Source organism: Pseudomonas sp. GW822-FHT05A08 (assembly GCF_058800485.1).
In genome coordinates this window covers 4,660,193-4,685,886 of record NZ_CM179511.1, presented here as the reverse complement: position 1 = coordinate 4,685,886, position 25,694 = coordinate 4,660,193, and the positions used below count along the sequence as shown (strand labels likewise).

The following is a 25,694-nucleotide window of genomic DNA, read 5'->3' as shown; positions in this document are numbered from 1 at the left end:
CATCCAGCGCTGTCTGAAGGCGCTGATTTATTCTACGAAAAGTTCTGGTCGGTACAGTTTTTTGCCCGTGTCACTGTGTTCGACCCTGGTGCATCGGGCGCCCAAGGGGTTGTTTCATTGGCGGGCGGCTTGCCCCCGGCGCTGGCGATTTCCCCGGCGCTGACTAACCTGAGCTGTACCTATCGTTCCTCAAAAGGATTGAGGCGTTGAATGGCAAGCCGGTTTTTTGCAGTCATGAGCATGCTGCTCGCCGCAACAGCATCGGCCGTGGAACTCCAGGTGGAGGTCCGGGTCGACGTGCAGCGTGGCTGCCAGCTGGTGGGACAGCAGCGCGACGCCGGCGTCGAGCAACTGGGCGTGCTGGATTTCGGCAGCAGCCCGCGTCTCGACAACCCCGCCGGCCCCCTCAGCGCGGCGTTGCTCGACACTCGCCTGCCCAGGCTCGAGTGCAACCCGGACACCCCTTATCAAGTGCGCGTCGATGGCGGGCAACACGGGGGCGTCGGCGAAGTGCGCTACCTGGCCGGCAGTGCCGCACACAGCAAGCCCATTCCCTATCGCCTGTACCAGGACGCGGCCCGGCGCATTCCGCTGCCGGTGAATGTGCCGGTGAGCGGCCGGGTGCCGGACTCGGGTTCGGTGGACCTGCCGTTGTACGGGCGGATCGAGCCGCTGGCCGAGATCCCGCGGGTCAGCCGTTATTCCGATCTGCTGAAAGTGACGGTCACCTGGTAGTGGCGGCGCGGGAGCTGCCCGGTGGATCCGGGCAGCGCAGGGAGACCGCGCACCAAGGGCGGTCAAGGTGAGAGAGCCCATGGCTCCAGGAGGGCGGCGATGACGATCAGAAGCTGGACGCTGGCCGCCCTGGGTTCGTTGCTCCTGCCGGCTGGTGACACGCAAGCGGCGATCAGCGGGCAGATACACGCGCGGCTGACCATCATCGCCGGCTGTGAAGTGACCAATGGTGCGATCCGCACGCCCGAGAATCCGGTCGACGACTTCGGCCTGCTGGATTTCGGCCAGCATGGCCCGACCTGGAGTGCGCCCCTGAGAGCCAATGTCAGCGGTAGCGGCAGCGGGCGCCTGGAGGTGGCCTGCAACCCTTCGGTGACCGGTTTCACCGTGACCATCGACGGCGGCCGCAATGGCGACGGCAACACCCGGCGCCTGAGCAATGGTCGCCAGACCATTGCCTATCGGCTGTTCCTCGATGCCTCCGGCAGCGACAGCTACAGCATCGGTCAGCAACGCAATTTCGCCGTTACCAGTGGGGCCCAGGTACCGATCCCGGTGTTTGGCTCGGTGGTCGCGAATAGCCATGCGCTGCCGGCGGGGGTCTACACCGACACCCTGACGGTGACGCTGGATTGGTAAACCCAAAGAGGACGAATGTCATGCACATGCTTGTATCCCGGATCGCCTTGTCGCTGCTTGGACTGGCCATGTTTTCCGTGGCCCAGGCCGCGACGGTCACCGGCCAGATCACGTCCAGCCTGATTCTCACCAGCAGTTGCCAGGTCAATGGCGCGGGCGGCAGCAGCGGCCTGAACTTCGGCGCCCTGAACTTCGGCACCACCGACAGCCTGTTCACCCAGGCTACGGCCCAGGTACTCGGTGGCGGCGGCGGGGCCTTGTCGATCCTCTGCTCCAGTGGCACCAGCCCGGTGGTGACGGTCCGCGCGGGCACCCATGACGGCCAGTCCGCCGGCGGCACCCGGGCCCTGGCCGATGGCAGCGGCAACTTCGTGCCTTACGACTTGTACACCGACTCCGGGCACACGCAGCTCCTGGCCATCGACGATGCCATCAACCTGGCCACCAGCACCGGCGTGGCGCAGACCGTCAATATCTACGGCAAGGCGCTCGGCAAGGCTGGCCTGCCGGCGGGCACCTACACCGATACCGTCGCCGTCGAACTGACCTTCTGACGCCATGACCCGTCACGCGTGCGCGGCGCTGGTACTGCTCGGTGCCAGCAGCCTGCCGCTGCCCCTGGCGGCGGTGACCAGCCAGAGCTTCCAGGTCAGCGCCACGGTGGTCGCCGGGTGCCTGGTGGTGGGTGGCGTGAGCAATTACGGCAACCTGAACTTCGGCAGCCAGTCGGCGTTGTCCACCAGCACGCTGCAGGTCGCCCTGGCGAACAGCGTGCAACTGCAATGCACGCCGGGGGTGACCCTGAACATGAGCGTCGACGGCGGCCAGTACAACAGCAGCGGACGACACATGCAGCTCGATGGCGGCAGTGCGCGGGTGGCTTATCAGCTGTTTCGCGACGCGGCATTCAGCCAGAGCCTGGGCATCGGCCAGAGCGTGGCGGTGGCCTATAGCGACGCGAACAACATCAGCCTGCCGATCTACGGCCAGGTGCAATTACCAGGTAATCAGCCTGGGGGGACGTACAGCGATGTGCTGCAGGTGCAGCTGTCGTGGTGATGGGGCAAGACCATAAGGAGTAGCGGTATGTATTCGACTTCCCGGCGGTTGCAGGTCGTTGGTTGTGCCGTGCTGGCCATGGCGTTGCTGGGGGCGGTTCAGGCAAGGGCCGCCAGCTCGGTGCTGATCTGGCCGATCGACCCGGTGCTGGAGGCCGACCAGCAGGCCAGCGCGCTGTGGCTGGAAAACCGCGGCACGGAAACCGCGAACCTGCAGATCCGGGTCTTTGCCTGGAGCCAGAGCGGCTTCGAGGACCAGTACCAGAACCAGAGGGAGGTGATCGGCAGCCCGCCGGTGGCGAAGATCGCGCCCGGGCAGAGGCAACTGGTCCGCCTGACCCGGACCCGCGAAGTCCCGCCCGGCCAGGAGCTGGCCTACCGGATCATCATCGATGAAATCCCCTTGGCGCAGCCGCCGATCCCCGAAGGCGAGGGCAAGACGGCGGCGGCCATCCGTTTCCAGATGCGTTATTCGGTGCCGCTGTTCGCCTACGGTGCCGGGCTCTGGAGCAAGGAAGACAGCACTCGCCAGCGTGATCCGAAAAGCGCCGGCGTGCCCCAGCTGAGCTGGCGCAAGGTGGCGGTGGATGGCCGCAATTACGTCGAGGTACGCAACCAGGGCGCGGTGCATGCGCGCCTGACCGACGTGGCGCTCAAGCAGGCGGGGCAGACCCGGTCGCTGGTGGAAGGGCTGCTGGGCTACGTGCTGCCGGGGGCGATCATGCGTTGGCCGGTGCCCGCCGCGCCAACCGCGGACGCGGCGTTGCAGGTGCGGGTCAATGGCGCGCCGCAGGTGCAGAACGTTGCGCCGGCCCGCTGAGGCCATCTACCGCTGCGGGCAGACAAGGTTGCGGGGCTGTCCGGCGATCGGCGATTCAGGCTGACCGGTAGCGGCAGTCACTGCAAGCCATGGAAGAAAGGTGTCCATCGATGGGCGTAACGCTTCAATGAACCTCGGCGCGGCTCGTCGTTTCTGGCGCCCGGGGTGGGCGGTGAGCGGGCTGTGTTGCTGGGTGTTCGCCTCCGGCAGCCTGGGTGGCGAACTGCCGCCGCCGCCCAGCGGCATGGAAGCGATCAGCGATGCCCAACTGTTTCTGGAACTGGTGGTCAATCAGATGAATACCGGGCGAGTGATCGCCGTCGAGCAACGTGCCGGACGCCTGTTCGTACCGGCCCAGGCCCTGCGGGAAAGCGGGATGAAATTGCCCGAAGGGCTCGACGCCCAGGTCGCCCTCGACAGCCTGCAAGGGCTGCACAGCGACTACGACAGCCAGGGCCAGCGGCTGTTGCTGGAGGTGCCGCCGGACTGGCTGCCGGAGCAATTGATCGGCAGCCGCCAGGCCTATCCACGAACCCCGGCGCTGAGCAGTTTCGGCGCCTTGCTCAATTACGATCTGTACCTCAACGACACCGACGATGCCGGCACTTACCTGGCGGCCTGGAACGAGGTGCGGCTGTTCGACGGCTGGGGCACCCTGTCTAACACCGGCCAGTACCGGCGGACCTTTTCCGGCCTGGGCGAGGGCGTGCTGAACAATGGCTACCGGCGCTATGACACCACCTGGCGTTACTCCGACGACGAGCGGTTGCTGACCTACGAGGCCGGCGACCTGGTCAGTGGCGCCTTGCCCTGGAGCAACTCGGTGCGCCTGGGCGGTGTGCAACTGTCGCGCGATTTTGCCGTGCGCCCGGACCTGGTGACCTACCCCTTGCCGCAGTTCGCCGGGGAGGCGGCGGTGCCGTCCTCGGTGGACCTGTTTATCAACGGCTACAAGTCCAGCAGCGCCGACCTGCAGCCGGGGCCCTACACCCTGACCAATATCCCGTTCATCAACGGTGCCGGCGAAGCCGTGGTGGTGACCACCGATGCCCTGGGGCGACAGGTGTCCACCACCGTGCCGTTCTATGTCACCAGCAGCCTGCTGCAAAAAGGCCTGAGCGATTTCTCGGTGGCCGCCGGGACCCTGCGCCGCGACTACACGCTGCGGGATTTCAGCTACGGCCCCGGCGTCACTTCCGGCAGCCTGCGCTACGGTCTGAGCGACAACCTGACCCTGGAAGGCCACGCCGAGGCGGCGCAGTCCCTGACCCTCGGCGGTTTCGGTGGCAACCTGCGCCTGGGCAATTTCGGTGTGCTCAACAGCGCCATCAGCCAGAGCCGCTTCGACGGCCAGGGTGGGCAGCAGGTCAGTCTCGGTTATCAGTACAGCAGCCGGCGCTACAGCCTGTCCTACCAGCGCATGCAGCGCCGCGACGGCTACGCCGACCTGACGGTGGTGGACAGCCCCTACGCCAGCCTCAGCCAGCGCAGTGAGCAACTGACCCTGAGCCTCAACCTCGAGCGCTACGGCAGCCTCGGTGTTGGCTATTTCGATGTGCGCGCCACGGACGATTCGCGCACCCGCCTGCTCAACCTGACCTGGAGCAAGCCGCTGTGGCGCAGCAGCAGTTTCTACCTGTCGGCCAACCGCGAGATCGGCGACAGCAACTGGGCGGTCCAGGCCCAGCTGGTGATTCCGTTCGACCTTCACGGCAGCCTGAGCCTGAGCAGCGAGCGCAGCAAGGACGGGCAGGACCGACAGCGGGTCAACTACAGCCGGGCGGTGCCCAGCGAAGGTGGTGTCGGCTTCAATCTCGGTTATGCCCAGGGCGATGCGCCGGCCTACCGCCAGGCCGACCTGACCTGGCGTTTGCAGTCGGTGCAATTGCAGGCCGGGGTCTATGGTTCCAGCGAGGCCGAAACCCGTTGGGCCGATGCCAGTGGTTCGCTGGTGTGGATGGACCATCAGGTGTTCGCCGCCAACCGCATCGACGACGCTTTCGTGGTGGTCAGCACCGACGGCTACCGGGATATTCCGGTGCGCTATGAAAACCAGCTGGTGGGACGCACCGATAAGAACGGCCATCTGTTGGTGCCCTGGAGCAGCGCCTATTACCGCGGCAAATACGAGATCGACCCGCTGAACCTGCCGGCCAACGTGCAGAGCCCGCTGGTCGAACAGCGGGTCGCGGTGCGTCGCGGCAGTGGCTACCTGGTGGCGTTCCCCTTGACCCGCATCGTCGCCGCCAGCGTGGTCCTGGTGGACGCCCGGCACCAGGAGCTGCCCCTGGGCAGCCTGGTGACCCACGAGCAGAGCGGCGCCCAGGCAGTGGTGGGTTGGGATGGCCTGGTGTACCTGGAAAACCTGGCGCCGAACAACAGCCTGCGGGTCAGCCTGGCCGACGGCAGCAGTTGCCAGGTGAGCTTTACCCTGGAGCCGGAGCAGGAACAGGTGCCGTTGATCGGGCCTTTGCTGTGCCAGTGAGGATTCATGAACGGAATCGGGAGGCGGTGAACATGGACAGGTTGTGTCGCTATTGGGGCCAGGGGCTGTTGCTGATGGCGCTGCTGTCGCCGGGGGCGGCCCAGGCCCTGTGTTCGGTGGTCAGTACCTCGCCGGCGAGTTTCGGCACCCTCAGCTCGATCCTGGTGCGCACCACCTCGCAGTCCGCTTCCAGCACCAACGCCGGCCTGGCCTGTACCGGCTCGTTGGCGACCCTGATGGCCAGCAACGACCATTTCTACGCCACCATCACCTCCTCGCAGAGCGGGCTGTTGGGCCCCACCGGCGATGTCATCGGCTATACCATCTACGGCGACAACAGCACCAACTACCCCATCAACCGTGGCGTGCAGTTCGACTTCGCGCGCAACTCCATCGTCGATGCCCTGGGGCTGCTGGGCAGCCCGACCGTGGCCAAGGCCATTCCGGTCTACCTGGGTAGCATCACCGGCAGCAACGTCGCCGCCGGCATCTACACCGAGACCCTGAGCATCGCCTGGAGCTGGAACTACTGCGCGGGGATCGGTGTGCTGGGCGCATGCCTGGGGCGCGATATCGGCAGCGGCGTCGCCAGCCTGACGGTCAACCTGACGGTGGCCAACGACTGCGTGATCACCGCGCCCAATATCAGTTTCGGCAGTGCGCCGGTGATCAGCGCCTTCGCCACCGTCAGCGGGCAGACCATCAACCTCGCCTGTACCAAGGGCAGTGCCTACACCGTGGGCCTGGACGATGGCCAGCATGCCGTCAGCGTCGGCGGGCGGCGGCGGATGATCTCGGGGAGCAATTACCTGGCCTACGACATCTTCAAGAGTGCCGGCACCACCCGCTGGGGCAGCGTGGGCGCGGCACGGCGGGCCAGTTCCGATGCCGAGGTGAACCCGGGCAACGGCCTGGGCACCGGCAGCCAGGTGTTCAACTACAACGCCCGGATCTACACCGACCAGGCCACGCCGCCGGCGGGGACCTATATCGACAATGTGGTGCTGGATGTGGGGTTTTAAGGGAGGAGGGACCCTATTGCGCTAGTCGCAAGTGTTTGTGGCGTGGCGCAGATCCTGCGGCTGCTTCGCTGCCGATCGCAGCCTACGGCAGCGGCTACAGGAGGGGTAACGGCGTTCGGGAGAGGTGTAGCCGCTGCCGAAGGCTGCGATAGGTCCGAAGGACCTTTGGCGGTTTCAAGGCTGGCCCACGGGGTGCGGGTACTGTGGCTCAAAATTTCTGGGTGTCCTGCAGCCGCTGCGCCACCGCCGAACCACTGGGGCTGACCATGGCGTAGTTGTAGCCGCTGTCGGACCAGTAGTCGGCCTGCAGTTCGCCATCGCTGCGGCTGCCCCGGGGCAGCAGGTAGTTTTTCGGTCCCGGCGGGCGGATATAGAAGCTGATCTTGTGCCCGCCCTGGTCCTCGTACAGCACCATCGCCGCCGGTCCTTGATCGGTGCTCAGCAGGCGCCCGCTGACCGCCTGGAACCCGGATTCGCGCAGGTCCGGCAGGCGCTCGGCCTGGGTGAAGTAACGGTCGAGCCAGGCCTGCATGGCGCCATTGCCCTGGACCTTGAGGTCGGCCGGGAGGACGCCTTGCTGGGCAAACAGGCGGTAGGCCTGCAGGGCGTCGGTCATTGGCAGCGGGGCGCTGGCCAGGGTCATTTCCCGCGCCTGCCAGCCACTCAGGCCGCCGATGCCGAGGGCGATCAACAGCAGCGCGGCACTGGCCAGCTGGCGGCGCGACTGGCGCTTGAGGCGCTGGCGAATCAGCGCCGGGTCGAGGTCGGGGTTGGCCGGTTGTTGCAGGGCGCCGCCGAGGGCCGCGCGCAACTGCTGGGCGTCCTGTTGCCAGGCCTGGACCTGGGCGGCGAGCTGCGGGTGGCTGCTCAGGTAGGTTTCCAGCAGGCGCCGGTCACTCTCGTTGAGCCGATGATCGACATAGGCGTGCAGGTCGCGTTCGCTGGGGGGCAGGCTGATCATTTGAGTATCCGCAAAGAAGGGCTGCTGATTTCGCCGTCGCTGAGCTGGCGCAGGGCCTGGCGCGCCCGGGACAGGCGAGACATCACGGTGCCGGTGGGCACCTCGAGGATGGTGGCGACTTCCTTGTAGCTCAGGCCTTCCACCGAGACCCAGAGCAGCAGCGCGCGCTGCTCGGCGGGCAGGCGGTCGAAGGCTTCCAGGGTCGATTGCGCGACCACGCTGCGTTCCACCGAAGGCTGGGCGTCGTCACGCCCGGTGAAGAATTCCAGCATGCGCGCATAACGCCGTGAGCGGCGGTGCGCGTCGAGAAACTGCCGGTAGAGGATGGCGAACAGCCAGGCCCGCAGATCGCCCTCGGGGCGTTTTTCGCTCCAACTCGACAGCGCCCGTTCCAGGCTCGCCTGCACCAGGTCGTCGGCGCTGCTGGGCTGACGGCTCAGGGACAGGGCGAAGCGCCGTAGCCGGGGGATGATTTCACGCAGCTGTTCGTCGATATCGTTCATGGGTTCCTGCGGGTCGTTGGCCAGTCGCTACGCTTGCAACAGCACACTTGCGCCAGACGCCCGGCAACGCAGGTTATTCCCGTGCCGGAAAAATAAATAGCGGGCCAGGGAATAACCGCTGCCGGGGTTCGTCTGACCTGTCCTTTCCACCTGTGGCCCGCGGCCCTGGAGATATTCATGGTAGATCGCCCATCACCCCCTGATCGTCCGCCCTTGAGCGCGGCCAGCCTGAGCCTGCGTCTGGCCGGGATCGCCCTGGTGGTCGCGGCCCTGGCCGGCGCCATGGCTTATGTAAACGGCACTTTCGATCCGCAGCGCCTGACCCCCAAGGCCCTGGTGGATGTGCTGGAGAAAAACAACGGCGTGCATCCGGGCTTTCGTCGCAACCACGCCAAGGGCGTGTGCGTGGCCGGTTATTTCGAGAGCAGCGGCGAGGCCCGCAGTTATTCCAGCGCCCAGGTGTTCAACGAAGCGCGGACCCCGGTGGTCGGGCGTTTCGCCTTGCCCCCCGGCAACCCCTATGCGCCTGACGGCAGCGTGCCGATCCGCAGCCTGGCCCTGCGTTTCACCCAGGCCAACGGTCAGCAGTGGCGCACCGGGATGAACAGCATGCCGGTGTTCCCGGTGGGCACCCCCGAGGCGTTTTACCAGTTGCAGCAAGCCAGTTCGCCCGACCCGGCGACCGGCAAGCCGAACCCGGCCAGCGTGCCGGCGTTTTTCGCCGCCCACCCCGAAGCCATGCCGTTCCTGCAATGGATCAAGGGCGCCAAGCCCTCGGCCAGCTATGCCACCGAGACCTACAACGGCATCAACGCGTTTTACCTGGTGAGCGCCAGCGGGCAACGCCAGGCCGTGCGCTGGGGGGTGGTGCCGCTGACCCAGGACGCACCCGGCGCGATAGCGCCAGAGGGTAACGACTTCCTGGAAAAAGACCTGGTGCAGCGCCTGGCCGCGGGGCCGTTGCGCTGGCGCTTGAACATCACCCTGGCCAACCCGGGCGACCCGACCGACGACGCCAGCAAGGCCTGGCCCAGCGAGCGCAAGGTGCTGAATGCCGGGACCCTGGTGCTGGAGCGCAGCCAACCGCAGAACGATGGTGAATGCCGCGACATCAACTACGACCCGCTGGTGCTGCCGAGCGGCATTGTCGCCTCCGACGACCCGCTGCTGGCGGCCCGTTCGGCGGTCTATGCCAGTTCTTATCTGCGCCGCACCAGTGAAGTCGGCCAATTGCCCAGTGCAGCCCAGGAGTCCCGCCCATGAGCGCCCAACCGAACCACTTCGCGCCACTGGCGCGCCTGCTGCACTGGCTGATGGCGCTGATGATCATTGCCATGCTGTTTATCGGCGCCGGCATGGTGGCCTCGGTGTCCGAGCGTCACCAATGGCTGATCCACCTGCACAAGCCGCTGGGCATTGCCATTCTGTTGCTGGTGATCGTGCGTCTGGTCGTGCGCTTTTCCACCCGGCAACCGCCCTTGCCGGCGGACCTGCCGGGCTGGCAGGCGGTGGCGGCCAAGGCCTCCCATGTGCTGCTGTACGTGCTGATGCTGATCCTGCCGCTGCTGGGCTGGGCGATGCTTTCGGCGGCCGGCGACCCGGTGATGCTCGGCAGTTCGCTGCAGTTGCCGGCGATCCTGCCGGCGATCCTGCCGGCGAATGCCCAGCTGTTCGCCTTGCTGCGCAAGGCTCACGGCTTTCTCGCCTACCTGCTGTTTTTGACGGTGCTGCTGCATCTGGCGGCGGCGCTGTTCCATGGCTGGGTGCGCCGCGACGGGGTGTTGGAGAGCATGCTGCGCGGCAAGGAGTGAGGGGGGGCGGTGCGGTCGAGAAGGACCGCACGGGCCCCGTCTCAACCGGCACATACCAGGGTTTTGCGCGGGTTCAGGCTCCATAGCCAGTACAGCAGCGCCACGCCATTGATCGCGGCGCCCAGCAGGCACACCCCGGTCCAGCCCGCCCAGGCGTACATGGCGGTGGCGCCGATCGAGCCGCTGGCGCTGCCGATCGAATAGAACAGCATGTAGCCCGCGGCCAGGCGGCTCTGGGCCTCGGGGCGGGTGCTGTAGATCAGGCTCTGGCTGGTGACATGCACCGCTTGCAAGCCCAGGTCGAAGACGATCACCCCCAGCAGCAGGGCCCAGAGCGACGACTGGGTATAGGCGATGGGTAACCAGGAGGCCAGCATCAGGCTCAGTGCCAGGCCGCTGGTCCACTGGCCCAGGCCACGGTCGGCCAGGCGTCCGGCGCGCGAAGCACCCAGGGCCCCGGCCGCGCCGGCGAGGCCGAACAGACCGATCTCGGTATGGGACAACGACAGCGGCGGGGCGCTCAGGGGCAGCACCAGCGGGGTCCACAACACGGTGCCGGCGCCGAAGATCAGCATCGCCAGCACCGCCCGATCGCGCAGGATTTTTTCTTCGCGAAACAGACCGAACAGCGAGCGGATCAGCTGGCTGTAGCCGTGCAGCGCCGCCGGTTGCTCGACCTTGGGCAGTACCCGCCACAACAGCAGCGCCATGACCAGGGTCAGCCCGGCCGACAGCAGGTACACCGAACGCCAGCCGGCCAGGTCGGCCATGGTGCCCGATACCGTGCGCGCCAGCAGGATTCCGAGTACGATGCCGCTGGTCACGCTGCCCACCACCCGGCCACGTTCGCCCGGCGCGGCCAGGTTGGCGGCATAGGCCACCAGCACCTGGGTCACCACCGCGAGCAGCCCGGTCAGGGTCATGCCCAGCAACAGCCAGGTGCTGTCCGCGGCCAGCGCCACCATCAACAGGGCCGCGACCGACAAGCTCGTCTGGCCGACGATCAGCCGCCGCCGGTTCAGCAGATCGCCCAGCGGCACCAGGAACAGCAGGCCGAGGCCGTAGCCAACCTGGGTCAGGGTGATGACCAGGCCGATGGTCGCCGGCGGCATGCCCAGGCTGTGGGCCATGGCATCGAGCAGGGGTTGGGCGTAATAGACATTGCCCACCGCCAGCCCGCAGGCAATGGCAAAGAGCAGCACCACCGACGCCGGAATGGTGGCGGATGGCAGAGGGGCAATTGCGGCTGTCATGCTCGGCTCCGTGAGTTATGGTTGCGTTATGAAACCAGTTGTACGGTAGAGAGGCTGGTTTTATATTGCAACCACTTTCCTGTCGCGAGTCTGCATCATGGTCAAACGCACAAGCCTGGAGGGCGCCGAATGCCCGGTGGCCCGTTCCCTGGACGCTATTGGCGACTGGTGGTCGCTGCTGATCATTCGCGATGCCTTCGACGGTATCCGCCGCTTCAGCGAGTTCCAGCGCAACCTGGGGATGGCCAAGAACATCCTCGCCGCCCGCCTGCGCACCCTGGTGGCCCATGGCATCTTCGAGGTGCTACCGGCGTCGGATGGCAGTGCCTATCAGGAGTATGTGCTGACGCAGAAGGGCAACGGCCTGTTCAACCTGATCATCGGTCTGCGGCAGTGGGGCGAGGCGTATTTCTATGAGGCGGGGGAGGCGCATTCGCTGATGGTCGACCGCGAGCAGGGGCAGCCGCTGCGACCGCTGGAGTTGCGCTCGGCGGACGGGCGCCTGCTCGGGCCCGAGGATTGCCGGCGGGTGCCGGTGCAATAGACGCTGGCCGCGGTTCGAGCCGCGGCCAGCGCAGCAGGATCAGCGCAGGATGCCGACCATGTCGGCCACGGTGCTGAGGACGTCCTTGCCCAGCTGCATCGAGCGTTTGCCCGACCAGCCGGTGAGCGGGTTGGGGTTGTCGTCGTGGTCCTTGAACGGCATTTCCAGGGTCAGCGACAGGCAGTCGAACTTCTCGCCGACGCTGTTGCAGGCCAGGGTCATGTTGGCTTCGCCGGGTTTGTCCCTGGTGTAGCCGTGGGTGGTCTGGAAGTCCCGGGTCTTGTGTTTCAGGTGGCTGCGGAAATGCTCCTCGAGCTTGGCCAGGCGCGGCGTGTAGCCCGGGTTGCCTTCGCAGCCGGCGGTGAACACATGGGGGATTTCTTCGTCGCCGTGCACGTCGAGGAACAGGTCGACACCGTACTGCTCCATCTGCTGCTGGACGAACAGCACTTCCGGGCTGAGCTCCTGGCTGGCGCTCTGCCAGGCGCGGTTCAGGTCCTGGCCCATGGCATTGGTGCGCAAATGACCGTGGAAAGCGCCGTCGGGGTTCATGTTCGGCACCAGGTACAGGTCGGCGCTGGCCAGCAGCCTGTTCAGCTCGGCATCGTCACGGTGCTGCAGGCGCTCGATCACGCCCTCCATGAACCATTCGGCCATGTGCTCGCCAGGGTGCTGCTGGGCGATGATCCAGACCTTGCGCCGGCCTTCGTCGCCGTTGCCTTTGCGCAGCAGCTGGATGTCACGACCCTCGACGCTTTTGCCGGTGGCCAGCAGTTCGGCGCCGGCCTTGGTCAGTGCCTGATCGATCAGCCAGTCGTGCCGACCGCGGCTGTAGGGTTCGAAGTAGGCGAACCAGGCGTGGGTCTGGGTGGCTTCCAGGCAGAAGCGCAGGGTGTCGCCTTCAAAAATCGTCGGCACGCGGAACCAGTTGACGTGATCGTAGGAGGCCACCGCCTGATAGCCGCTCCAGGCCTTGTTGTACGAGGATTTGCTGGCATTGCTCAGGCGGAACCAGTGTTCCTGGCCGACATGCAGGCCGCTGGCCTTGAAGTGGAACCACTGGAAATGCGCGCTGCGGGTGTCGGGCTTGATGGCCAGCAGGACTTGCGAGGGGTTGCTGGCATCCAGTACTTCGATATTGCCGCTGTCGAAATTGGCAGAGATTTGAAACGAGCTTTGGGCCACGGTCATGATTCCTGAGCAGGATTTTTATGGCCGTTACTTTAGCAAGGCGGGGGAGTTACAGGGGGGCAATTTCGGCGGGAGAGGGGGGGCGTCGTCCTTGACGCGAAAGCAGCTTAGAAGCTATGCGATTGATTCTCAAGCGCTGTTTTTACATTTGCGAGCCGTTGCGGCGGGCGTCGGCTTGCAATGAGGCATTCTTTTGCTATCATCGGCGCCAATTTAGCGGTACCCAGTCTTCATTAGCCTGAAGCCAAGCCAGAAAAACTGGCAGAAAAAAAAGACCCGGCAAAAAGCCGGGTCAAAAACCGTGATTAGCCTGATGAGGAGATAATCCAGGAGTCCGACCTAAGGTCTCTTGGGTTATCGACTGATCTCGCGACCAGCTGCTTGCAATAATAATCATTATCATTTGCAAGTCAAATGTTTTTCCCCGCCTTTTAGAAAATAATTTCCTGCCCCTGTTGCCAGCCCTGTTCATCGGCCGGATCGCCCGTGGGCGAATTCTGCCGTGGCGCTCATTCCGGGCGATGGCTGTCCAGCGAGCGATCCACCAGCGCCTTGGCCATGTCGATCATGTGCACCACGGAAAACGCCAGGTCGCGGCGGGTACCCCGCAGGTGGTCGGCGGCCTCGTAGGCACTGGCCGCGGCGCAACGCAGCAGGTCGGAAGCGTGGATCATCGCTTCCTCGCTGCTGATGCTGTGTTTGACCTCGAAGAACTTCTCGTCGATCGACGATTCTGCAATAGCCGGTTTCAAGTAGTAGTCCATGGCCCGGCGAGCGGCCTCGCTGTCCTTGAGGGCGTTGAAGCCGACATCGGTTTCCAGTTCCGGTGCATCTTTGCTGGTTGTGCTCATGAGCGGTTCCATCCTTTGACGTGGAATAAGAGGGTCTGAGGAATGGTAATACTTAATGTATTTGTGACTAGGTTTCAAATACTACAACTTGTGTGTTGAGGGCCGAAATACACAACGTATTGTTCCGCTCCATGGACAAATGGATCGAGTTGGTTAAATCCAACATGAAGGACCGCAAGGTCACACAAGAAAAGCTCGCGGAACGCCTGGGCATGTCCCAGGGCGGCATCGGCCACTGGCTGAGCAAACGGCGCCAGCCGAAGATCGAAGACATGAACCGGGTGCTGGAAGAAATCGGCCTGGGTTTTCTCGAAGTCGCGCTGGTGATCCGCGAAAAACCACAGGTGGATGACGAGGGCCAATTGCTGCTGGAAGGGCCGTCGTTGGTGCAGAAGTACAACCCGTACTTCCGCTATCCGGTCAGCGACTGGCGGGGCGTTGGCGAGGTGCGCGAGGCCGGTGGCGTGGGCTACGCCAGCGAGCGTTACGAGCTCTCTGACTACCAGGCCGAAGGCTCGGCTTTCTGGCTGGTCGTGGTGGGCGACGCGATGATTGCCCCCAGTGGCCTGAGCATCGCCCAGGACATGTTGATCCTGGTGGATCCGGCGGTGGAGGCGGTTCCCGGCAAGCTGGTGATCGTGCAATGCCCGGGCAGTACCGAAGCGATTTTCCGCAAGCTGGTGGAGGAGGGTGGGCAACGCTATCTGGTGCCGCTGAATCCGACTTACCCGAAGGTGCTTTACAGCGATGACTGTCGGATTATTGGTGTCGTGGTGCAGGCTACCGCTAAATTCTGACGTAAAAATACGATCGTTCCCGCAAGGCTGCGGGAACGATCTTCTGCCTCAGGAGCTTATTCCAGCTCCACCAGGGCACTTCCCTCACTGACCATCTCGCCTTCTTGGCAATACAGCGCCTTGACCACCCCGGCTTGCGGTGCGCGGATGCTGTGTTCCATCTTCATCGCCTCCAGGACCACCAGTTGCGCGCCGGCTTCGACACTCTGCCCGGCCTGCACCAGGACCCGCACGATGCTGCCGTTCATTGGCGCGGTCAGGCCGCCATGATGACTGTGGCTGGCCTCCACCGCGGCAATCGGGTCATAGGCCGTGACCCGGTGCATCTCGCCCTGCCACTGCAGGTACAGGCTGTCGCCCTGGCGAATCGCCCGATGCTGCTGGCGCAGCCCCTTGTGTTCGATCGACAGCTGCTCGCCGTGCAAGGCCATGGCCGCGTTGTGGGGGTCCAGCTTGATCGCCCGGTCCTGGCCCTCGCAGTCGAGGTGCAGCACGGTTTCCCGCGGCAGGCCGATGCGCAGGCCGCTGGCCTTGGCCCAGGGGGAATAGCGGTCGTCGGCGCGCGTCTGGTCCGGCTGGCTCTGGGCGAACGCCTGGGCGGCGGCTTGCCAGAACTCGTCGCTCAAGGCGCTGGCCGGTGGCAGCAACTGGTCCTGATAGCGCGGGATAAAACCGGTATCCAGCTCGGCGGCGGCGAAGGCCGGGTGGGCGATGATGCGCCGCAGGAACGCCAGGTTGGTCTTCAGCCCGCCAATGGCGAACTCGTCGAGCATGCCCAGCAGGCGCAAACGCGCCTGCTCGCGGTTTTCGCCCCAGGCGATCAGCTTGCCGAGCATCGGGTCGTAGAACGGCGACACGCTGTCGCCTTGCTCGACACCGCTGTCCACCCGACGTCCAGGACCCGCCGCCGATTCGCGGTACAGCGCCAGGCGCCCGGTGGCCGGGAGGAAGTCGTTGCCCGGGTCCTCGGCGTACAGCCGCACTTCGATCGCGTGCCCGATCAGCGGCACCTGGTCCTGGGTGATCGGCAGCGCTTCGCCCTGGGCCACGCGGATTTGCCAGGCCACCAGGTCCAGCCCGGTGATGGCTTCGGTGACCGGGTGCTCCACTTGCAGGCGGGTGTTCATTTCCATGAAGAAGAATTCGCCGCGCGAATCCAGCAGGAACTCCACGGTGCCGGCGCCGACGTAACCGATGGCCTGCGCCGCGCGCACCGCGGCTTCGCCCATGGCCTTGCGCTGCTCGACGCTCAGGCCGGGGGCCGGGGCTTCTTCGACGACTTTCTGGTGGCGCCGCTGGATCGAGCAATCGCGCTCGTTGAGGTACAGACAGTTGCCGTGCTGGTCGGCGAACACCTGGATCTCCACGTGACGCGGCTTGAGCACGTACTTTTCCACCAGCATCCGCGAATCGCCGAAGGACGACTGCGCCTCACGCTGGGCCGAGGCCAGGGCTTCGGCCAGCTGGCTGACGTCCTCCACCACTTTCATGCCCTTGCCGCCACCGCCGGCGGTGGCCTTGAGCAGCACCGGGTAGCCGATGCGTTCGGCGGCGACGCTGAAGGTTTCCAGGTCCTGGGCTTCGCCGTGGTAACCGGGGACCAGGGGCACGCCAGCGGTTTCCATCAGTGCCTTGGCCGCCGATTTGCTGCCCATGGCGTCGATGGCCGACGCCGGCGGGCCGAGGAAGATCAGGCCAGCGGCTTCGATGGCGCGGGCGAAGCCGGCGTTCTCCGACAGAAAACCGTAGCCCGGGTGAATCGCCTGGGCGCCGCTGGCCTTGGCGGCGGCAATCAGTTTGTCGATCTGCAGGTAGCTGTCGGCGGCCTTGCTGCCGCCCAGGTCGATGCGCAGGTCGGCTTCGCGGCTGTGGCGGGCGTCACGGTCGGTGGCGCTGTGCACGGCCACGGTGGTCAGGCCCAGGGCCTTGGCGGTGCGCATCACGCGGCAGGCGATCTCGCCGCGGTTGGCCACCAGCAGGGTGGTCAGGACAGGGGCGCTCATTAACGCGACTCCTTGGTGATCTGGTCGGGCTGCCAGTTGGGCGAGCGCTTTTGCAGAAAGGCGCGCAGGCCTTCCTGGCCTTCGGGGCTGACGCGGATGCGGGCAATGGCGTTTTCGCAGTAACGGCGCAGGGCCGGGGTCAGGGCGCCGTTGCCGACTTCGCGCAGCAGGTCCTTGCTGGCGCGCATGGCGCACGGGCTGTTGAGCAGCAGGTTGTCGATCCACGACGCCACTTGCTGTTCCAGCTCGGCCGCCGGGTAGCTTTCCGCCAGCAGGCCGATTTCCCGGGCCCGCTGGCCGCTGAAGCGCTCGGCGGTCAGGGCGTAGCGGCGCGCCGCGCGTTCGCCGATGGCTTGCACCACGAACGGGCTGATCACCGCCGGGGCCAGGCCGATGCGGACTTCCGACAGACAGAACTGCGCGTCGTCGGCACCGATGGCCATGTCGCAGCAACTGATCAGGCCCAGGGCCCCGCCAAAGGCCGCGCCTTGCACCACGGCCAGGGTCGGGATCTTCAGCTTGGCCAGGTTGTACATCAGCTCGGCCAGCTCGCGGGCGTCGTCGAGGTTGGTGTGGTAGTCGAGTTCGGCCGACTGCTGCATCCAGGCCAGGTCGGCGCCGGCGCTGAAGTGCTTGCCGCGGCCGCGCACCAGCAAAAAGCGCAGGGCCGGATCGCTTTGCACCTGATCCAGGGCGAGGATCAGCTCGCGGATCATTTCGGCGTTGAAGGCGTTGTTCTTTTCCTCACGGCTGAGCCACAGGGTGGCAAAACCACGCGGGTCCTTCAGCAGTTCCAGGGTGTTGAAGTCGTTCATGTCGGTTTCGCTCCGGGTCACATGCGGAACACGCCGAAGCGGCTCTGTTCGATAGGGGCGTTGAGGGACGCGGACAAGGCCAGCGCCAGGACGTCGCGAGTCTGCGCCGGGTCGATGACGCCGTCGTCCCACAGCCGGGCGCTGGAGTAATACGGATGGCCCTGGTGTTCGTACTGGTCGAGGATCGGCTGCTGGATCTCGGCTTCCTGGGCGGCGCTGAACGTCTGTCCGCCGCGTTCGGCCTGTTCGCGCTTGACCTGCACCAGCACCCCGGCGGCTTGTTCGGCGCCCATCACGCCGATCCTCGCGTTGGGCCACATCCACAGGAAACGTGGGTCGTAGGCGCGGCCGCACATGCCGTAGTTACCGGCGCCGAAGCTGCCGCCGATGATCACCGTGAACTTCGGCACCTTGGCGCAGGCCACTGCGGTCACCAGCTTGGCGCCGTGCTTGGCGATGCCGCCGGCTTCGTATTTCTGCCCGACCATGAAGCCGGTGATGTTCTGCAGGAACAGCAGCGGGATGCCGCGCTGGCAGGCCAGTTCGATGAAGTGCGCGCCTTTCTGCGCGGCCTCGGCGAAGAGGATGCCGTTGTTGGCGAGGATGGCGATCGGGTAACCGTGCAGGTGGGCGAAGCCGCACACCAGGGTGGTGCCGAACAGCGCCTTGAACTCATCGAAGACCGAAGCGTCCACCAGCCGCGCGATGACTTCGCGCACATCGAAAGGTTGTTTGGCGTCCGCCGGGATCACTCCGTATAGCTCGTCGCTGGCATACAGCGGGGCGATCGGCGCGCGTTGCTGCAACTCGCCCTGTTTGCGCCAGTTGAGGTTGGCGATGCTGCGCCGGGCCAGGGCCAGGGCGTGTTCATCGCTGTCGGCGTAGTGGTCGGCGACACCGGAGATCTTGCAGTGCACATCGGCGCCGCCGAGGTCTTCGGCGCTGACCACTTCACCGGTGGCGGCTTTCACCAGCGGCGGGCCGGCGAGGAAGATGGTGGCCTGCTCGCGGACCATGATCGCTTCGTCGGCCATGGCCGGCACGTAGGCGCCACCGGCGGTGCAGGAGCCCATGACCACGGCGATCTGCGGGATGCCCAGGGCGCTCATATTGGCCTGGTTGAAGAAGATCCGCCCGAAGTGTTCGCGGTCGGGGAACACCTCGTCCTGGCGCGGCAGGTTGGCGCCGCCCGAATCCACCAGGTAGATGCAGGGCAGGCGGTTCTGCTGGGCGATGGTCTGGGCGCGCAGGTGTTTTTTCACGGTCAGCGGGTAATAGGAGCCGCCTTTCACCGTGGCGTCGTTGGCCACGATCATGCATTCGACGCCTTCGACCCGGCCGATGCCGGCAATCACCCCGGCGGCCGGCACGTCTTCGCCATACACCTGATACGCCGCCAGCTGGCTGACTTCGAGGAAGGGCGAGCCCGGGTCGAGCAGGCGGTTGATGCGCTCGCGCGGCAGCAGTTTGCCACGCGAGGTATGCCGTTCCTGGGCCTTGGCGCCACCGCCTTGCTGGACCTGGGCGAGCAGGGTGTGCAGGGCGTCGACCTGGGCCAGCATGCTGGCAGCGTTCTGCGCGAATTCCGGCGATCTTGGGTTTAACTGAGATTTCAGAATCATTGAGGCTCCCAGCGCAGCTCGAAGCGACAAGCTTCAAGCTGCAAGAGTAAATCGGCGTTACGGCAGCTATGGCTTGCCGCTTGTAGCTCGCAACTTGCAGCTGCTCTTACTTGGTTTCGTTGAACAGTTCGCGACCGATCAGCATGCGGCGGATTTCGCTGGTGCCGGCGCCGATTTCATACAACTTGGCGTCACGCAGCAGGCGGCCGGCGGGGAACTCGTTGATGTAGCCGTTGCCGCCAAGGATCTGGATTGCGTCCAGGGCCATCTGGGTGGCGCGTTCGGCGCTGTAGAGGATCACCCCGGCGGCGTCCTTGCGCGTGGTCTCGCCGCGCTCGCAGGCCTGGGCCACGGCATACAGGTAGGCGCGGCTGGCGTTGAGCTGGGTGTACATGTCGGCGACCTTGCCCTGGATCAGCTGGAACTCGCCGATGCTCTGGCCGAACTGCTTGCGGTCATGGATGTAGGGCACTACCAGGTCCATGCAGGCCTGCATGATCCCGGTCGGGCCGCCGGAGAGCACCACGCGCTCGTAGTCCAGGCCGCTCATCAGCACCTTAACGCCGCCATTGAGCACGCCGAGGATGTTCTCTTCCGGCACTTCCACATCGTCGAAGAACAGCTCGCAGGTGTTGGAGCCGCGCATGCCCAGCTTGTCGAACTTGTTGCTGCGGCTGAAGCCTTTCCAGTCGCGCTCGACGATAAACGCGGTGATGCCGTGCGGGCCCTTTTCCAGGTCGGTCTTGGCGTAGATCACATAGGTGTTGGCGTCGGGGCCGTTGGTGATCCAGGTCTTGCTGCCGTTGAGCACGTAGCGATCGCCACGCTTGTCGGCGCGCAGCTTCATCGAGACCACGTCGGAGCCGGCGTTGGGTTCGCTCATGGCCAGGGCGCCGATGTGTTCGCCGCTGATCAGCTTGGGCAGGTAGTGGCTTTTCTGTTGGTGGTTGCCGTTGCGGTTGATCTGGTTGACGCAGAGGTTGGAGTGGGCGCCGTAGGAGAGGGCGACCGAGGCCGAGCCGCGGCTGATTTCTTCCATGGCCACCACGTGGGCCAGGTAGCCCAGGCCGGCGCCGCCGTATTCTTCCGGCACGGTGATGCCCAGCAGGCCCATGTCGCCGAACTTGCGCCACATGTCGGCGGGGAACAGGTTGTCGATGTCGATCTGTGCCGCCCGTGGCGCCAGCTCGGCCTTGACGAAGGCCTGCACCTGGTCGCGGAGCATGTCGATGGTTTCGCCGAGGGCAAAGTTCAGGGTCGGATAGCTCATGGGGGCACCTTCAAACTTGTTTTTATGTAAGGGAGTCGGGCTGTGGAGAGCGGCTGATTCGGCTCTCACCTTTACGTTAACGTAAGCCTGCGACGGGTGGCTGTCAATCACCCTTTACGTAAACGTCAACTTGCGCGAATCTGTAGGAGCCGAGCTTGCTGGCGATGAAGGATAACGCGGTCGTATAGCGACACCGCGGCGCTCCAATCGCGGGCAAGCCTCGCTCCTACAATAAAGACAATAGGGGGTCATCATGGATCAACCCGCATCCGCGCCGGGGCGCAGCTACACTCGCGGCACGCAGGACAAGGCCTTGCTGGTGCTGACCATCGGTCAGGCGTTCGATCGCACGGTGGCGTCATACCCTCGGGGCGAAGCCCTGGTGGTGCGTCATCAGCAGCTGCGCTACAGCTGGCAGCAACTGGCCGAAACCGTCGATCTGCATGCCCGGGCGCTGCTGGCCCTGGGGCTCAAGACCGGCGACCGGCTGGGCATCTGGGCCCCCAACTGTGCCCAGTGGTGCATCAGCCAGTTCGCCAGCGCCAAGATCGGCGCGATCCTGGTGAACATCAATCCGGCCTATCGCAGCTCCGAACTGGAATACGTGCTCAAGCAGTCCGGCTGCCAGTGGCTGGTATGCGCCGGCGCGTTCAAGACCTCCGATTACCACGCCATGCTCCAGGGCCTGGCGCCCGAACTGGCGCAGCAGTCCATCGGCCAGCTGCAAAGCGAGCGCCTGCCGGATTTGCGCGGCGTGATCAGCCTCGATGCCCAGCCGCCGTCGGGCTTTCTGCCCTGGTCGCAGCTGGCCGACCTGGGGGCCGGCGTCAGCGTCGAAGCGCTGCGCGAACGCCAGGACAGCCTGGACCCCGACCAGGCGGTGAATATCCAGTACACCTCCGGCACCACCGGTTTCCCCAAGGGCGCGACCCTCAGCCACTACAACATCCTCAACAACGGTTACATGGTCGGCGAGAGCCTGGGCCTGGGCCACGAGGACCGCCTGGTGATCCCGGTGCCGCTGTACCACTGCTTCGGCATGGTCATGGGCAACCTGGGCTGCGTGACCCACGGCACGACCATGATCTACCCCAACGATGCCTTCGATCCGCTGCTGACCCTGGGCGCCGTGGCCGAGGAAAAGGCCACCGGGCTGTACGGTGTGCCGACCATGTTCATCGCCATGCTCGACCAGCCACGGCGGGCCGAGTTCGACCTGTCGAGCCTGCGCACCGGGATCATGGCCGGGGCCACCTGTCCGATCGAGGTGATGCGGCGGGTGATCAGCGAGATGCACATGAGCGAAGTGCAGATCGCCTACGGCATGACCGAAACCAGCCCGGTGTCGTTGCAGACCGGCCCGGCGGACGACCTTGAGCTGCGCGTGACCACGGTCGGGCGCACCCAGCCGCAGCTGGAAAGCAAGATCATCGACGAGGCGGGCAATATCGTGCCGCGCGGCACCATCGGCGAGCTGTGCACCCGCGGTTACAGCGTGATGCTGGGCTACTGGAACAACCCCCAGGGCACGGCCGAAGCCATCGACCAGGCCGGCTGGATGCACACCGGCGACCTGGCGACCATGAACGAGCAGGGTTACGTGTGCATCGCCGGGCGTAACAAGGACATGATCATCCGCGGCGGCGAGAACATTTATCCGCGCGAGCTGGAGGAGTTTTTCTTCACCCACCCGGCGGTGGCCGACGTGCAGGTGATCGGCATCCCGTGCTCGAAATATGGCGAAGAGATCGTCGCCTGGATCAAGTTCCACCCCGGCCACAGCGCCAGCGAGGAGGAACTGCAGGCCTGGTGCAAGGCGCGTATCGCTCACTTCAAGACGCCGCGGTACTTCAAGTTCGTCGAGGAATTCCCGATGACCGTGACCGGCAAGATCCAGAAGTTCAGGATGCGCGAGATCAGCATCGAGGAGTTGCGCGGGCGTTCCTGACCCTGTTCCAGCAGGCTCCCGCACGTGAATACCTGCGGGAGCGGCTCGCGAGCCGTTTTGGAGGCCGCAGCCGAGCCAGGAGAGGGGAGGGAAACAGGAAGGCCGGAAAGCACAAAGGGGAGCCGAAGCTCCCCTTTAATTTTTGTCGTTGCGTGCTCTTTTTTTATTATTGAGGGGCGGTCTGTTGTTGTTTTTGGCAACCGTTACCCTTTACCGCTGTTTTTGGCGATCCCCATCCGGGATCAAGAGCAAACGTATTTTTTTGAGCGCTGATCTATTTTCTCGCTTGAGCGACCAACCAGTTCGGGAGCTACCTTGGGGTAGTTTTATTGTTCTCTGCCCGGTTGCGGGTGGCTCTTATTGTTAAAGACACCCTGGAAAACACATCCTCTCCAAAAAAATCTGTTAGCTGCGTCTCTGCCGTGTTGTTTTTGTTATGTCAGAGTCGTTTCGTCTTATTTTTATTAGCTTTGCTGCTTTTTATTCTTGTTATGCCAGAGATATAGCAGAAGCCATGCCAACTTTTTAAAATCCTTTAAAATCAATGGTTTGATAAAATTGGTCTTTCATCTGTACCGCTAGAAAATCGACAAACTGTTTCCGTGTTACCCGTTTCGAGCGTGCGCCAGGGCGGCCGGTAACACCCTGAAACAGGCGTGCCCCTCAACCTGGGTAACGGGCCTTGGCGACGCGCGAGCCGGTGGGCCGCCCCAGCACCGAGCAGATCTGCTGGCCGGCGAGGATCAGGCGCTCCATGTCGATACCGGTTTCGATGCCCAGCCCGTTGAGCAGGTACAGCACGTCCTCGCTGGCGACGTTGCCGCTGGCGCCCTTGGCATAGGGGCAGCCGCCGAGCCCGGCGATGGAGCTGTCGAACACCGCGATGCCTTCCAGCAGGCTGGCGTAGATATTGGCCAGGGCCTGGCCATAAGTGTCGTGGAAGTGCCCGGCGAGCTTGTCCCGCGGAACATGGGCGGCCACCACCTCGAACATGCGGCGGGTAGCGCCGGCGGTACCGGTGCCGATGGTGTCGCCCAGGGACACTTCGTAGCAGCCCATGCTGTACAGCTCGCGGGCGACCACGGCGACCTGTTCCGGCGCTACCTCGCCTTCGTAAGGGCAGCCCAGCACGCAGGACACGTAACCGCGCACGGTAACGCCGTGCTGTTTCGCTGCTTCCATGATCGGCACGAAGCGCTCCAGGCTCTCGCTGATGGAGCAGTTGATGTTGCGCTGGGAAAACGCCTCGGAGGCGGCGGCGAACACCGCGACTTCCTTGACCCCGGCGGCCAGGGCGTCTTCGAAACCGCGCAGGTTCGGGGCGAGGGCGCCGTAGGTCACCCCCGGCTTGCGCTGGATCTGCGCGAATACCTCGGCGGACCCGGCCATCTGCGGCACCCATTTGGGCGAGACGAAACTGCCGACTTCTATATAGCCGAGCCCGGCCGCGCTCAGGGCATCCACCAGTTGCACCTTGTGGGCGACGTTGATGGGCTGGGCTTCGTTCTGCAAACCGTCGCGAGGACCGACTTCGACCAGGCGGACATGGGTGGGGAGGGACATGAGAGCTTTACCTATATTAAGTGGGCACTAATGTAGCCGCTGCCGCAGGCTGCGCTCGGCGACGAAGTCGACGCAAAACCAGGCGCTACGGTCTGTCTGGCAGATTGTCTGTGTTGCTGGCGCGGCCGCTTTGCGAGCGATCGCCGCCTGGGGTGGTTACTGCACGGCGCTTTTCTGATTCTGGATGGTCTGCTCCAGCGCCTGGGTGCAGCGCTCTTCCGCGGTGTCCAGCTCCAGCTTCATCTGTTCGATGTCCAGCAGCTGCTGTTCCAGCTGTTCGCGGCGCTCGGCGATTTTCGCCAGCATGCTGTGCAGCTGTTTCAGGTTGCCGCTGCTGGGGTCGTAGAGTTCGATCAGCTCGCGGCATTCGGCCAGGGAGAAGCCGATGCGCTTGCCGCGCAGGATCAGTTTCAGGCTGACCTTGTCCCGTGGCGAGTAGATGCGTTCCTGGCCACGGCGTTCGGGGGCGAGCAGGCCTTGTTCTTCATAAAAACGGATGGCCCGGGTGGTGATGTCGAGCTCGCGGGCGAGGTCGGAAATGCTGTAGGTCTGGCTGCTCATGGGGGCACTCGAAAAAGGTCTTGGCGTTAAGCTAATTCGAGGTTGACGTATACGTCAAGCAGGATGCCGCCCTATCCGTAGGAGCGAGGCTTGCCCGCGATGGGTCCGCAGAGGTTTCCCTTAACCACCACGTTCTCCCTTATCGCGGGCAAGCCTCGTTCCTACCGGTCACTTCTCGAGTTTTTTCTCGTGGGCCGTCACCTGCTGGCACAGCTCGATCATCTGCTCGCGCATCCAGCGGTTGGCCGGGTCCTGGTCGGTGCTTTCGTGCCAATAGAGGTGGGTCTCCAGCGGTGGCACGTCGTTGACCGGCAGGTTGAACGCCTGCAGGTCATGGCGGCGGGCGAAGCGCTCGGGCACGGTCATGACCATGTCGGTCTGTTGCAGCACTTGCGAAGCCATCAGGTAATGCTGGGAACGCAGGGCGATCTTGCGCTGGATGCCCATCTTGCCCAGGGCCAGGTCGACGTAACCCAGGCCGCTGCGACGGCTGGAAATATGGATGTGGGTCAGCGACAGGTAGTCGTCGAGGCTGAGTTTTTCCTTGTTCGCCAGCGGGTGGCTCTTGCGCATGGCGCACACATAGCGGTCTTCCATCAGCTTGACGTGGCGGACCTGCGGGTCGGTGTTGAGCGGGGCATCGACGGCGAAATCCAGGCGGCCGGCGGCCAGTTCCTTGGTGGTTTCCCGGCGTTTGGACAGGAAACTCTCGATGATCACCGTGGGCGCCAGGCGCCGCAGGCGCTGGAACAGCGGCGGCAGGATCACTGCCTCGGTCAGGTCGGTCATGCTGATGCGGTAGGTCTTGACCGCCTGCAAGGGGTTGAAGATGCGGCTTTCCTGCACCGACACCCGCAGCAGCGAAAGGGCGTTGCGCACCGGGCCGATGATGTTCTGCGCCATGGGCGTGGGCACCATGCCCTGGGCGGTCCGCACGAACAGCGGGTCGTTGAAGGTCTCGCGCAGGCGGGCCAGGGCATTGGAGACAGCGGGCTGAGTGATGCCGACGATTTGCCCGGCGCGGGTCAGGTTGGCTTCGGTGTAGATCGCGTCGAAGACGATGAAAAGGTTGAGGTCGACCTTGCTCAGATTCATTGCGCTGCACTCTTATTGTTAGGGGCCGGTATTGTCAGGGGCCGGAGGCTGGACTGATTGGCCTGCCCAATCAGTCAATCATATATCGGTGATGAATGTTAATACACGCCGAGAATAGGCTAGGTAAATTTTCGTAAGCTGTTCTAG

24 protein-coding genes are annotated in these 25,694 nt (G+C 64.6%); 12 read left to right on the top strand and 12 right to left on the bottom strand.

Features of this window, described 5'->3' with window-relative positions; genetic code table 11:
* Positions 1 to 210 precede the first annotated feature (210 nt).
* From AC3RCP_RS20955 to AC3RCP_RS20925, 7 genes are all read left to right on the top strand, one after another.
* On the top strand, positions 211 to 735 hold the full coding sequence (locus tag AC3RCP_RS20955) for a Csu type fimbrial protein (protein ID WP_007923574.1): 525 nt from the start codon (positions 211 to 213) through the stop codon (positions 733 to 735).
* A gap of 99 nt (positions 736 to 834) precedes the next feature.
* Positions 835 to 1,374: a Csu type fimbrial protein gene (locus AC3RCP_RS20950; RefSeq protein WP_101338505.1), complete on the top strand. Its 540-nt coding sequence runs from the start codon at positions 835 to 837 to the stop codon at positions 1,372 to 1,374.
* A gap of 20 nt (positions 1,375 to 1,394) precedes the next feature.
* Positions 1,395 to 1,928: a Csu type fimbrial protein gene (locus tag AC3RCP_RS20945; RefSeq protein ID WP_092421881.1), complete on the top strand. Its 534-nt coding sequence runs from the start codon at positions 1,395 to 1,397 to the stop codon at positions 1,926 to 1,928.
* 4 nt (positions 1,929 to 1,932) lie between these two features.
* The gene (locus AC3RCP_RS20940; protein WP_009044634.1) at positions 1,933 to 2,433 is read left to right on the top strand and encodes a Csu type fimbrial protein; all 501 of its coding nucleotides are present in this window, start codon (positions 1,933 to 1,935) and stop codon (positions 2,431 to 2,433) included.
* Positions 2,434 to 2,460: 27 nt separating this feature from the next.
* Entirely contained in the window at positions 2,461 to 3,252 is a 792-nt protein-coding gene (locus tag AC3RCP_RS20935; RefSeq protein ID WP_101338503.1) for a fimbrial biogenesis chaperone, read from the top strand.
* Between the two features lie 127 nt (positions 3,253 to 3,379).
* Positions 3,380 to 5,737, top strand: coding sequence for a fimbria/pilus outer membrane usher protein (locus tag AC3RCP_RS20930; protein WP_101338502.1), 2,358 nt, complete (start codon positions 3,380 to 3,382; stop codon positions 5,735 to 5,737).
* A gap of 32 nt (positions 5,738 to 5,769) precedes the next feature.
* The gene (locus tag AC3RCP_RS20925; protein ID WP_007923592.1) at positions 5,770 to 6,759 is read left to right on the top strand and encodes a Csu type fimbrial protein; all 990 of its coding nucleotides are present in this window, start codon (positions 5,770 to 5,772) and stop codon (positions 6,757 to 6,759) included.
* A 208-nt stretch (positions 6,760 to 6,967) separates the two neighbouring features.
* Here the strand turns inward: AC3RCP_RS20925 and AC3RCP_RS20920 are convergent, their stop codons facing one another.
* Positions 6,968 to 7,720: an anti-sigma factor family protein gene (locus AC3RCP_RS20920; protein ID WP_101338501.1), complete on the bottom strand. Its 753-nt coding sequence runs from the start codon at positions 7,718 to 7,720 to the stop codon at positions 6,968 to 6,970.
* A complete protein-coding gene (locus AC3RCP_RS20915) occupies positions 7,717 to 8,223 on the bottom strand; it encodes an RNA polymerase sigma factor (RefSeq protein ID WP_007929687.1) in 507 nt (168 codons plus the stop codon). The genes AC3RCP_RS20920 and AC3RCP_RS20915 overlap by 4 nt, the downstream gene beginning before the upstream one ends.
* A gap of 177 nt (positions 8,224 to 8,400) precedes the next feature.
* Between AC3RCP_RS20915 and AC3RCP_RS20910 the strand changes: the two genes are divergently transcribed.
* The gene (locus AC3RCP_RS20910) at positions 8,401 to 9,486 is read left to right on the top strand and encodes a catalase family peroxidase (protein WP_492570951.1); all 1,086 of its coding nucleotides are present in this window, start codon (positions 8,401 to 8,403) and stop codon (positions 9,484 to 9,486) included.
* Entirely contained in the window at positions 9,483 to 10,034 is a 552-nt protein-coding gene (locus AC3RCP_RS20905) for a cytochrome b (protein WP_492570952.1), read from the top strand. Before AC3RCP_RS20910 ends, AC3RCP_RS20905 begins: the two co-directional genes overlap by 4 nt.
* 41 nt (positions 10,035 to 10,075) lie before the next feature.
* Here the strand turns inward: AC3RCP_RS20905 and AC3RCP_RS20900 are convergent, their stop codons facing one another.
* The gene (locus AC3RCP_RS20900; protein ID WP_492570953.1) at positions 10,076 to 11,287 is read right to left on the bottom strand and encodes an MFS transporter; all 1,212 of its coding nucleotides are present in this window, start codon (positions 11,285 to 11,287) and stop codon (positions 10,076 to 10,078) included.
* A gap of 97 nt (positions 11,288 to 11,384) precedes the next feature.
* Here AC3RCP_RS20900 and AC3RCP_RS20895 point away from each other — a divergent pair, with 97 nt between their 5' ends.
* Positions 11,385 to 11,831: a winged helix-turn-helix transcriptional regulator gene (locus AC3RCP_RS20895; protein ID WP_053261870.1), complete on the top strand. Its 447-nt coding sequence runs from the start codon at positions 11,385 to 11,387 to the stop codon at positions 11,829 to 11,831.
* A 39-nt stretch (positions 11,832 to 11,870) separates the two neighbouring features.
* On the opposite strand, the gene AC3RCP_RS20890 is transcribed toward AC3RCP_RS20895, so the two are convergent.
* Both AC3RCP_RS20890 and AC3RCP_RS20885 read right to left on the bottom strand, forming a co-directional pair.
* Positions 11,871 to 13,022, bottom strand: coding sequence for a M14 family metallopeptidase (locus AC3RCP_RS20890; protein WP_101338497.1), 1,152 nt, complete (start codon positions 13,020 to 13,022; stop codon positions 11,871 to 11,873).
* Between the two features lie 509 nt (positions 13,023 to 13,531).
* Entirely contained in the window at positions 13,532 to 13,873 is a 342-nt protein-coding gene (locus AC3RCP_RS20885) for a DUF6124 family protein (RefSeq protein WP_007929666.1), read from the bottom strand.
* A 131-nt stretch (positions 13,874 to 14,004) separates the two neighbouring features.
* Between AC3RCP_RS20885 and AC3RCP_RS20880 the strand changes: the two genes are divergently transcribed.
* Positions 14,005 to 14,670: a LexA family protein gene (locus AC3RCP_RS20880; protein WP_087091641.1), complete on the top strand. Its 666-nt coding sequence runs from the start codon at positions 14,005 to 14,007 to the stop codon at positions 14,668 to 14,670.
* 56 nt (positions 14,671 to 14,726) lie between these two features.
* Here the strand turns inward: AC3RCP_RS20880 and AC3RCP_RS20875 are convergent, their stop codons facing one another.
* From AC3RCP_RS20875 to AC3RCP_RS20860, 4 genes are all read right to left on the bottom strand, one after another.
* Complete coding sequence (locus AC3RCP_RS20875; RefSeq protein ID WP_492570954.1) at positions 14,727 to 16,673, bottom strand: acetyl/propionyl/methylcrotonyl-CoA carboxylase subunit alpha; 1,947 nt, start codon at positions 16,671 to 16,673, stop codon at positions 14,727 to 14,729.
* Positions 16,673 to 17,488 carry a gamma-carboxygeranoyl-CoA hydratase gene (locus tag AC3RCP_RS20870; protein WP_101338495.1) on the bottom strand — a complete coding sequence of 272 codons (816 nt, stop codon included), beginning with the start codon at positions 17,486 to 17,488 and terminating at the stop codon, positions 16,673 to 16,675. The genes AC3RCP_RS20875 and AC3RCP_RS20870 overlap by 1 nt, the downstream gene beginning before the upstream one ends.
* A gap of 17 nt (positions 17,489 to 17,505) precedes the next feature.
* Positions 17,506 to 19,110 (bottom strand): carboxyl transferase domain-containing protein, encoded by a 1,605-nt coding sequence (locus AC3RCP_RS20865; RefSeq protein ID WP_101338494.1) that lies wholly within the window; start codon positions 19,108 to 19,110, stop codon positions 17,506 to 17,508.
* 106 nt (positions 19,111 to 19,216) lie between these two features.
* The gene (locus tag AC3RCP_RS20860; RefSeq protein ID WP_085534106.1) at positions 19,217 to 20,380 is read right to left on the bottom strand and encodes an isovaleryl-CoA dehydrogenase; all 1,164 of its coding nucleotides are present in this window, start codon (positions 20,378 to 20,380) and stop codon (positions 19,217 to 19,219) included.
* A gap of 253 nt (positions 20,381 to 20,633) precedes the next feature.
* On the opposite strand from AC3RCP_RS20860, the gene AC3RCP_RS20855 reads away from it, so the two are divergent.
* On the top strand, positions 20,634 to 22,328 hold the full coding sequence (locus tag AC3RCP_RS20855) for an AMP-binding protein (protein ID WP_492570955.1): 1,695 nt from the start codon (positions 20,634 to 20,636) through the stop codon (positions 22,326 to 22,328).
* 663 nt (positions 22,329 to 22,991) lie between these two features.
* Here AC3RCP_RS20855 and AC3RCP_RS20850 read toward each other — a convergent pair.
* The 3 genes from AC3RCP_RS20850 to AC3RCP_RS20840 all read right to left on the bottom strand — a co-directional run bounded on the left by AC3RCP_RS20850 (position 22,992) and on the right by AC3RCP_RS20840 (position 25,547).
* The gene (locus AC3RCP_RS20850) at positions 22,992 to 23,891 is read right to left on the bottom strand and encodes a hydroxymethylglutaryl-CoA lyase (RefSeq protein WP_492570956.1); all 900 of its coding nucleotides are present in this window, start codon (positions 23,889 to 23,891) and stop codon (positions 22,992 to 22,994) included.
* A gap of 156 nt (positions 23,892 to 24,047) precedes the next feature.
* Positions 24,048 to 24,452 (bottom strand): MerR family transcriptional regulator, encoded by a 405-nt coding sequence (locus AC3RCP_RS20845; RefSeq protein WP_007929654.1) that lies wholly within the window; start codon positions 24,450 to 24,452, stop codon positions 24,048 to 24,050.
* A gap of 168 nt (positions 24,453 to 24,620) precedes the next feature.
* Entirely contained in the window at positions 24,621 to 25,547 is a 927-nt protein-coding gene (locus AC3RCP_RS20840; RefSeq protein ID WP_009044615.1) for a LysR family transcriptional regulator, read from the bottom strand.
* Between the last annotated feature and the right edge of the window lie 147 nt (positions 25,548 to 25,694).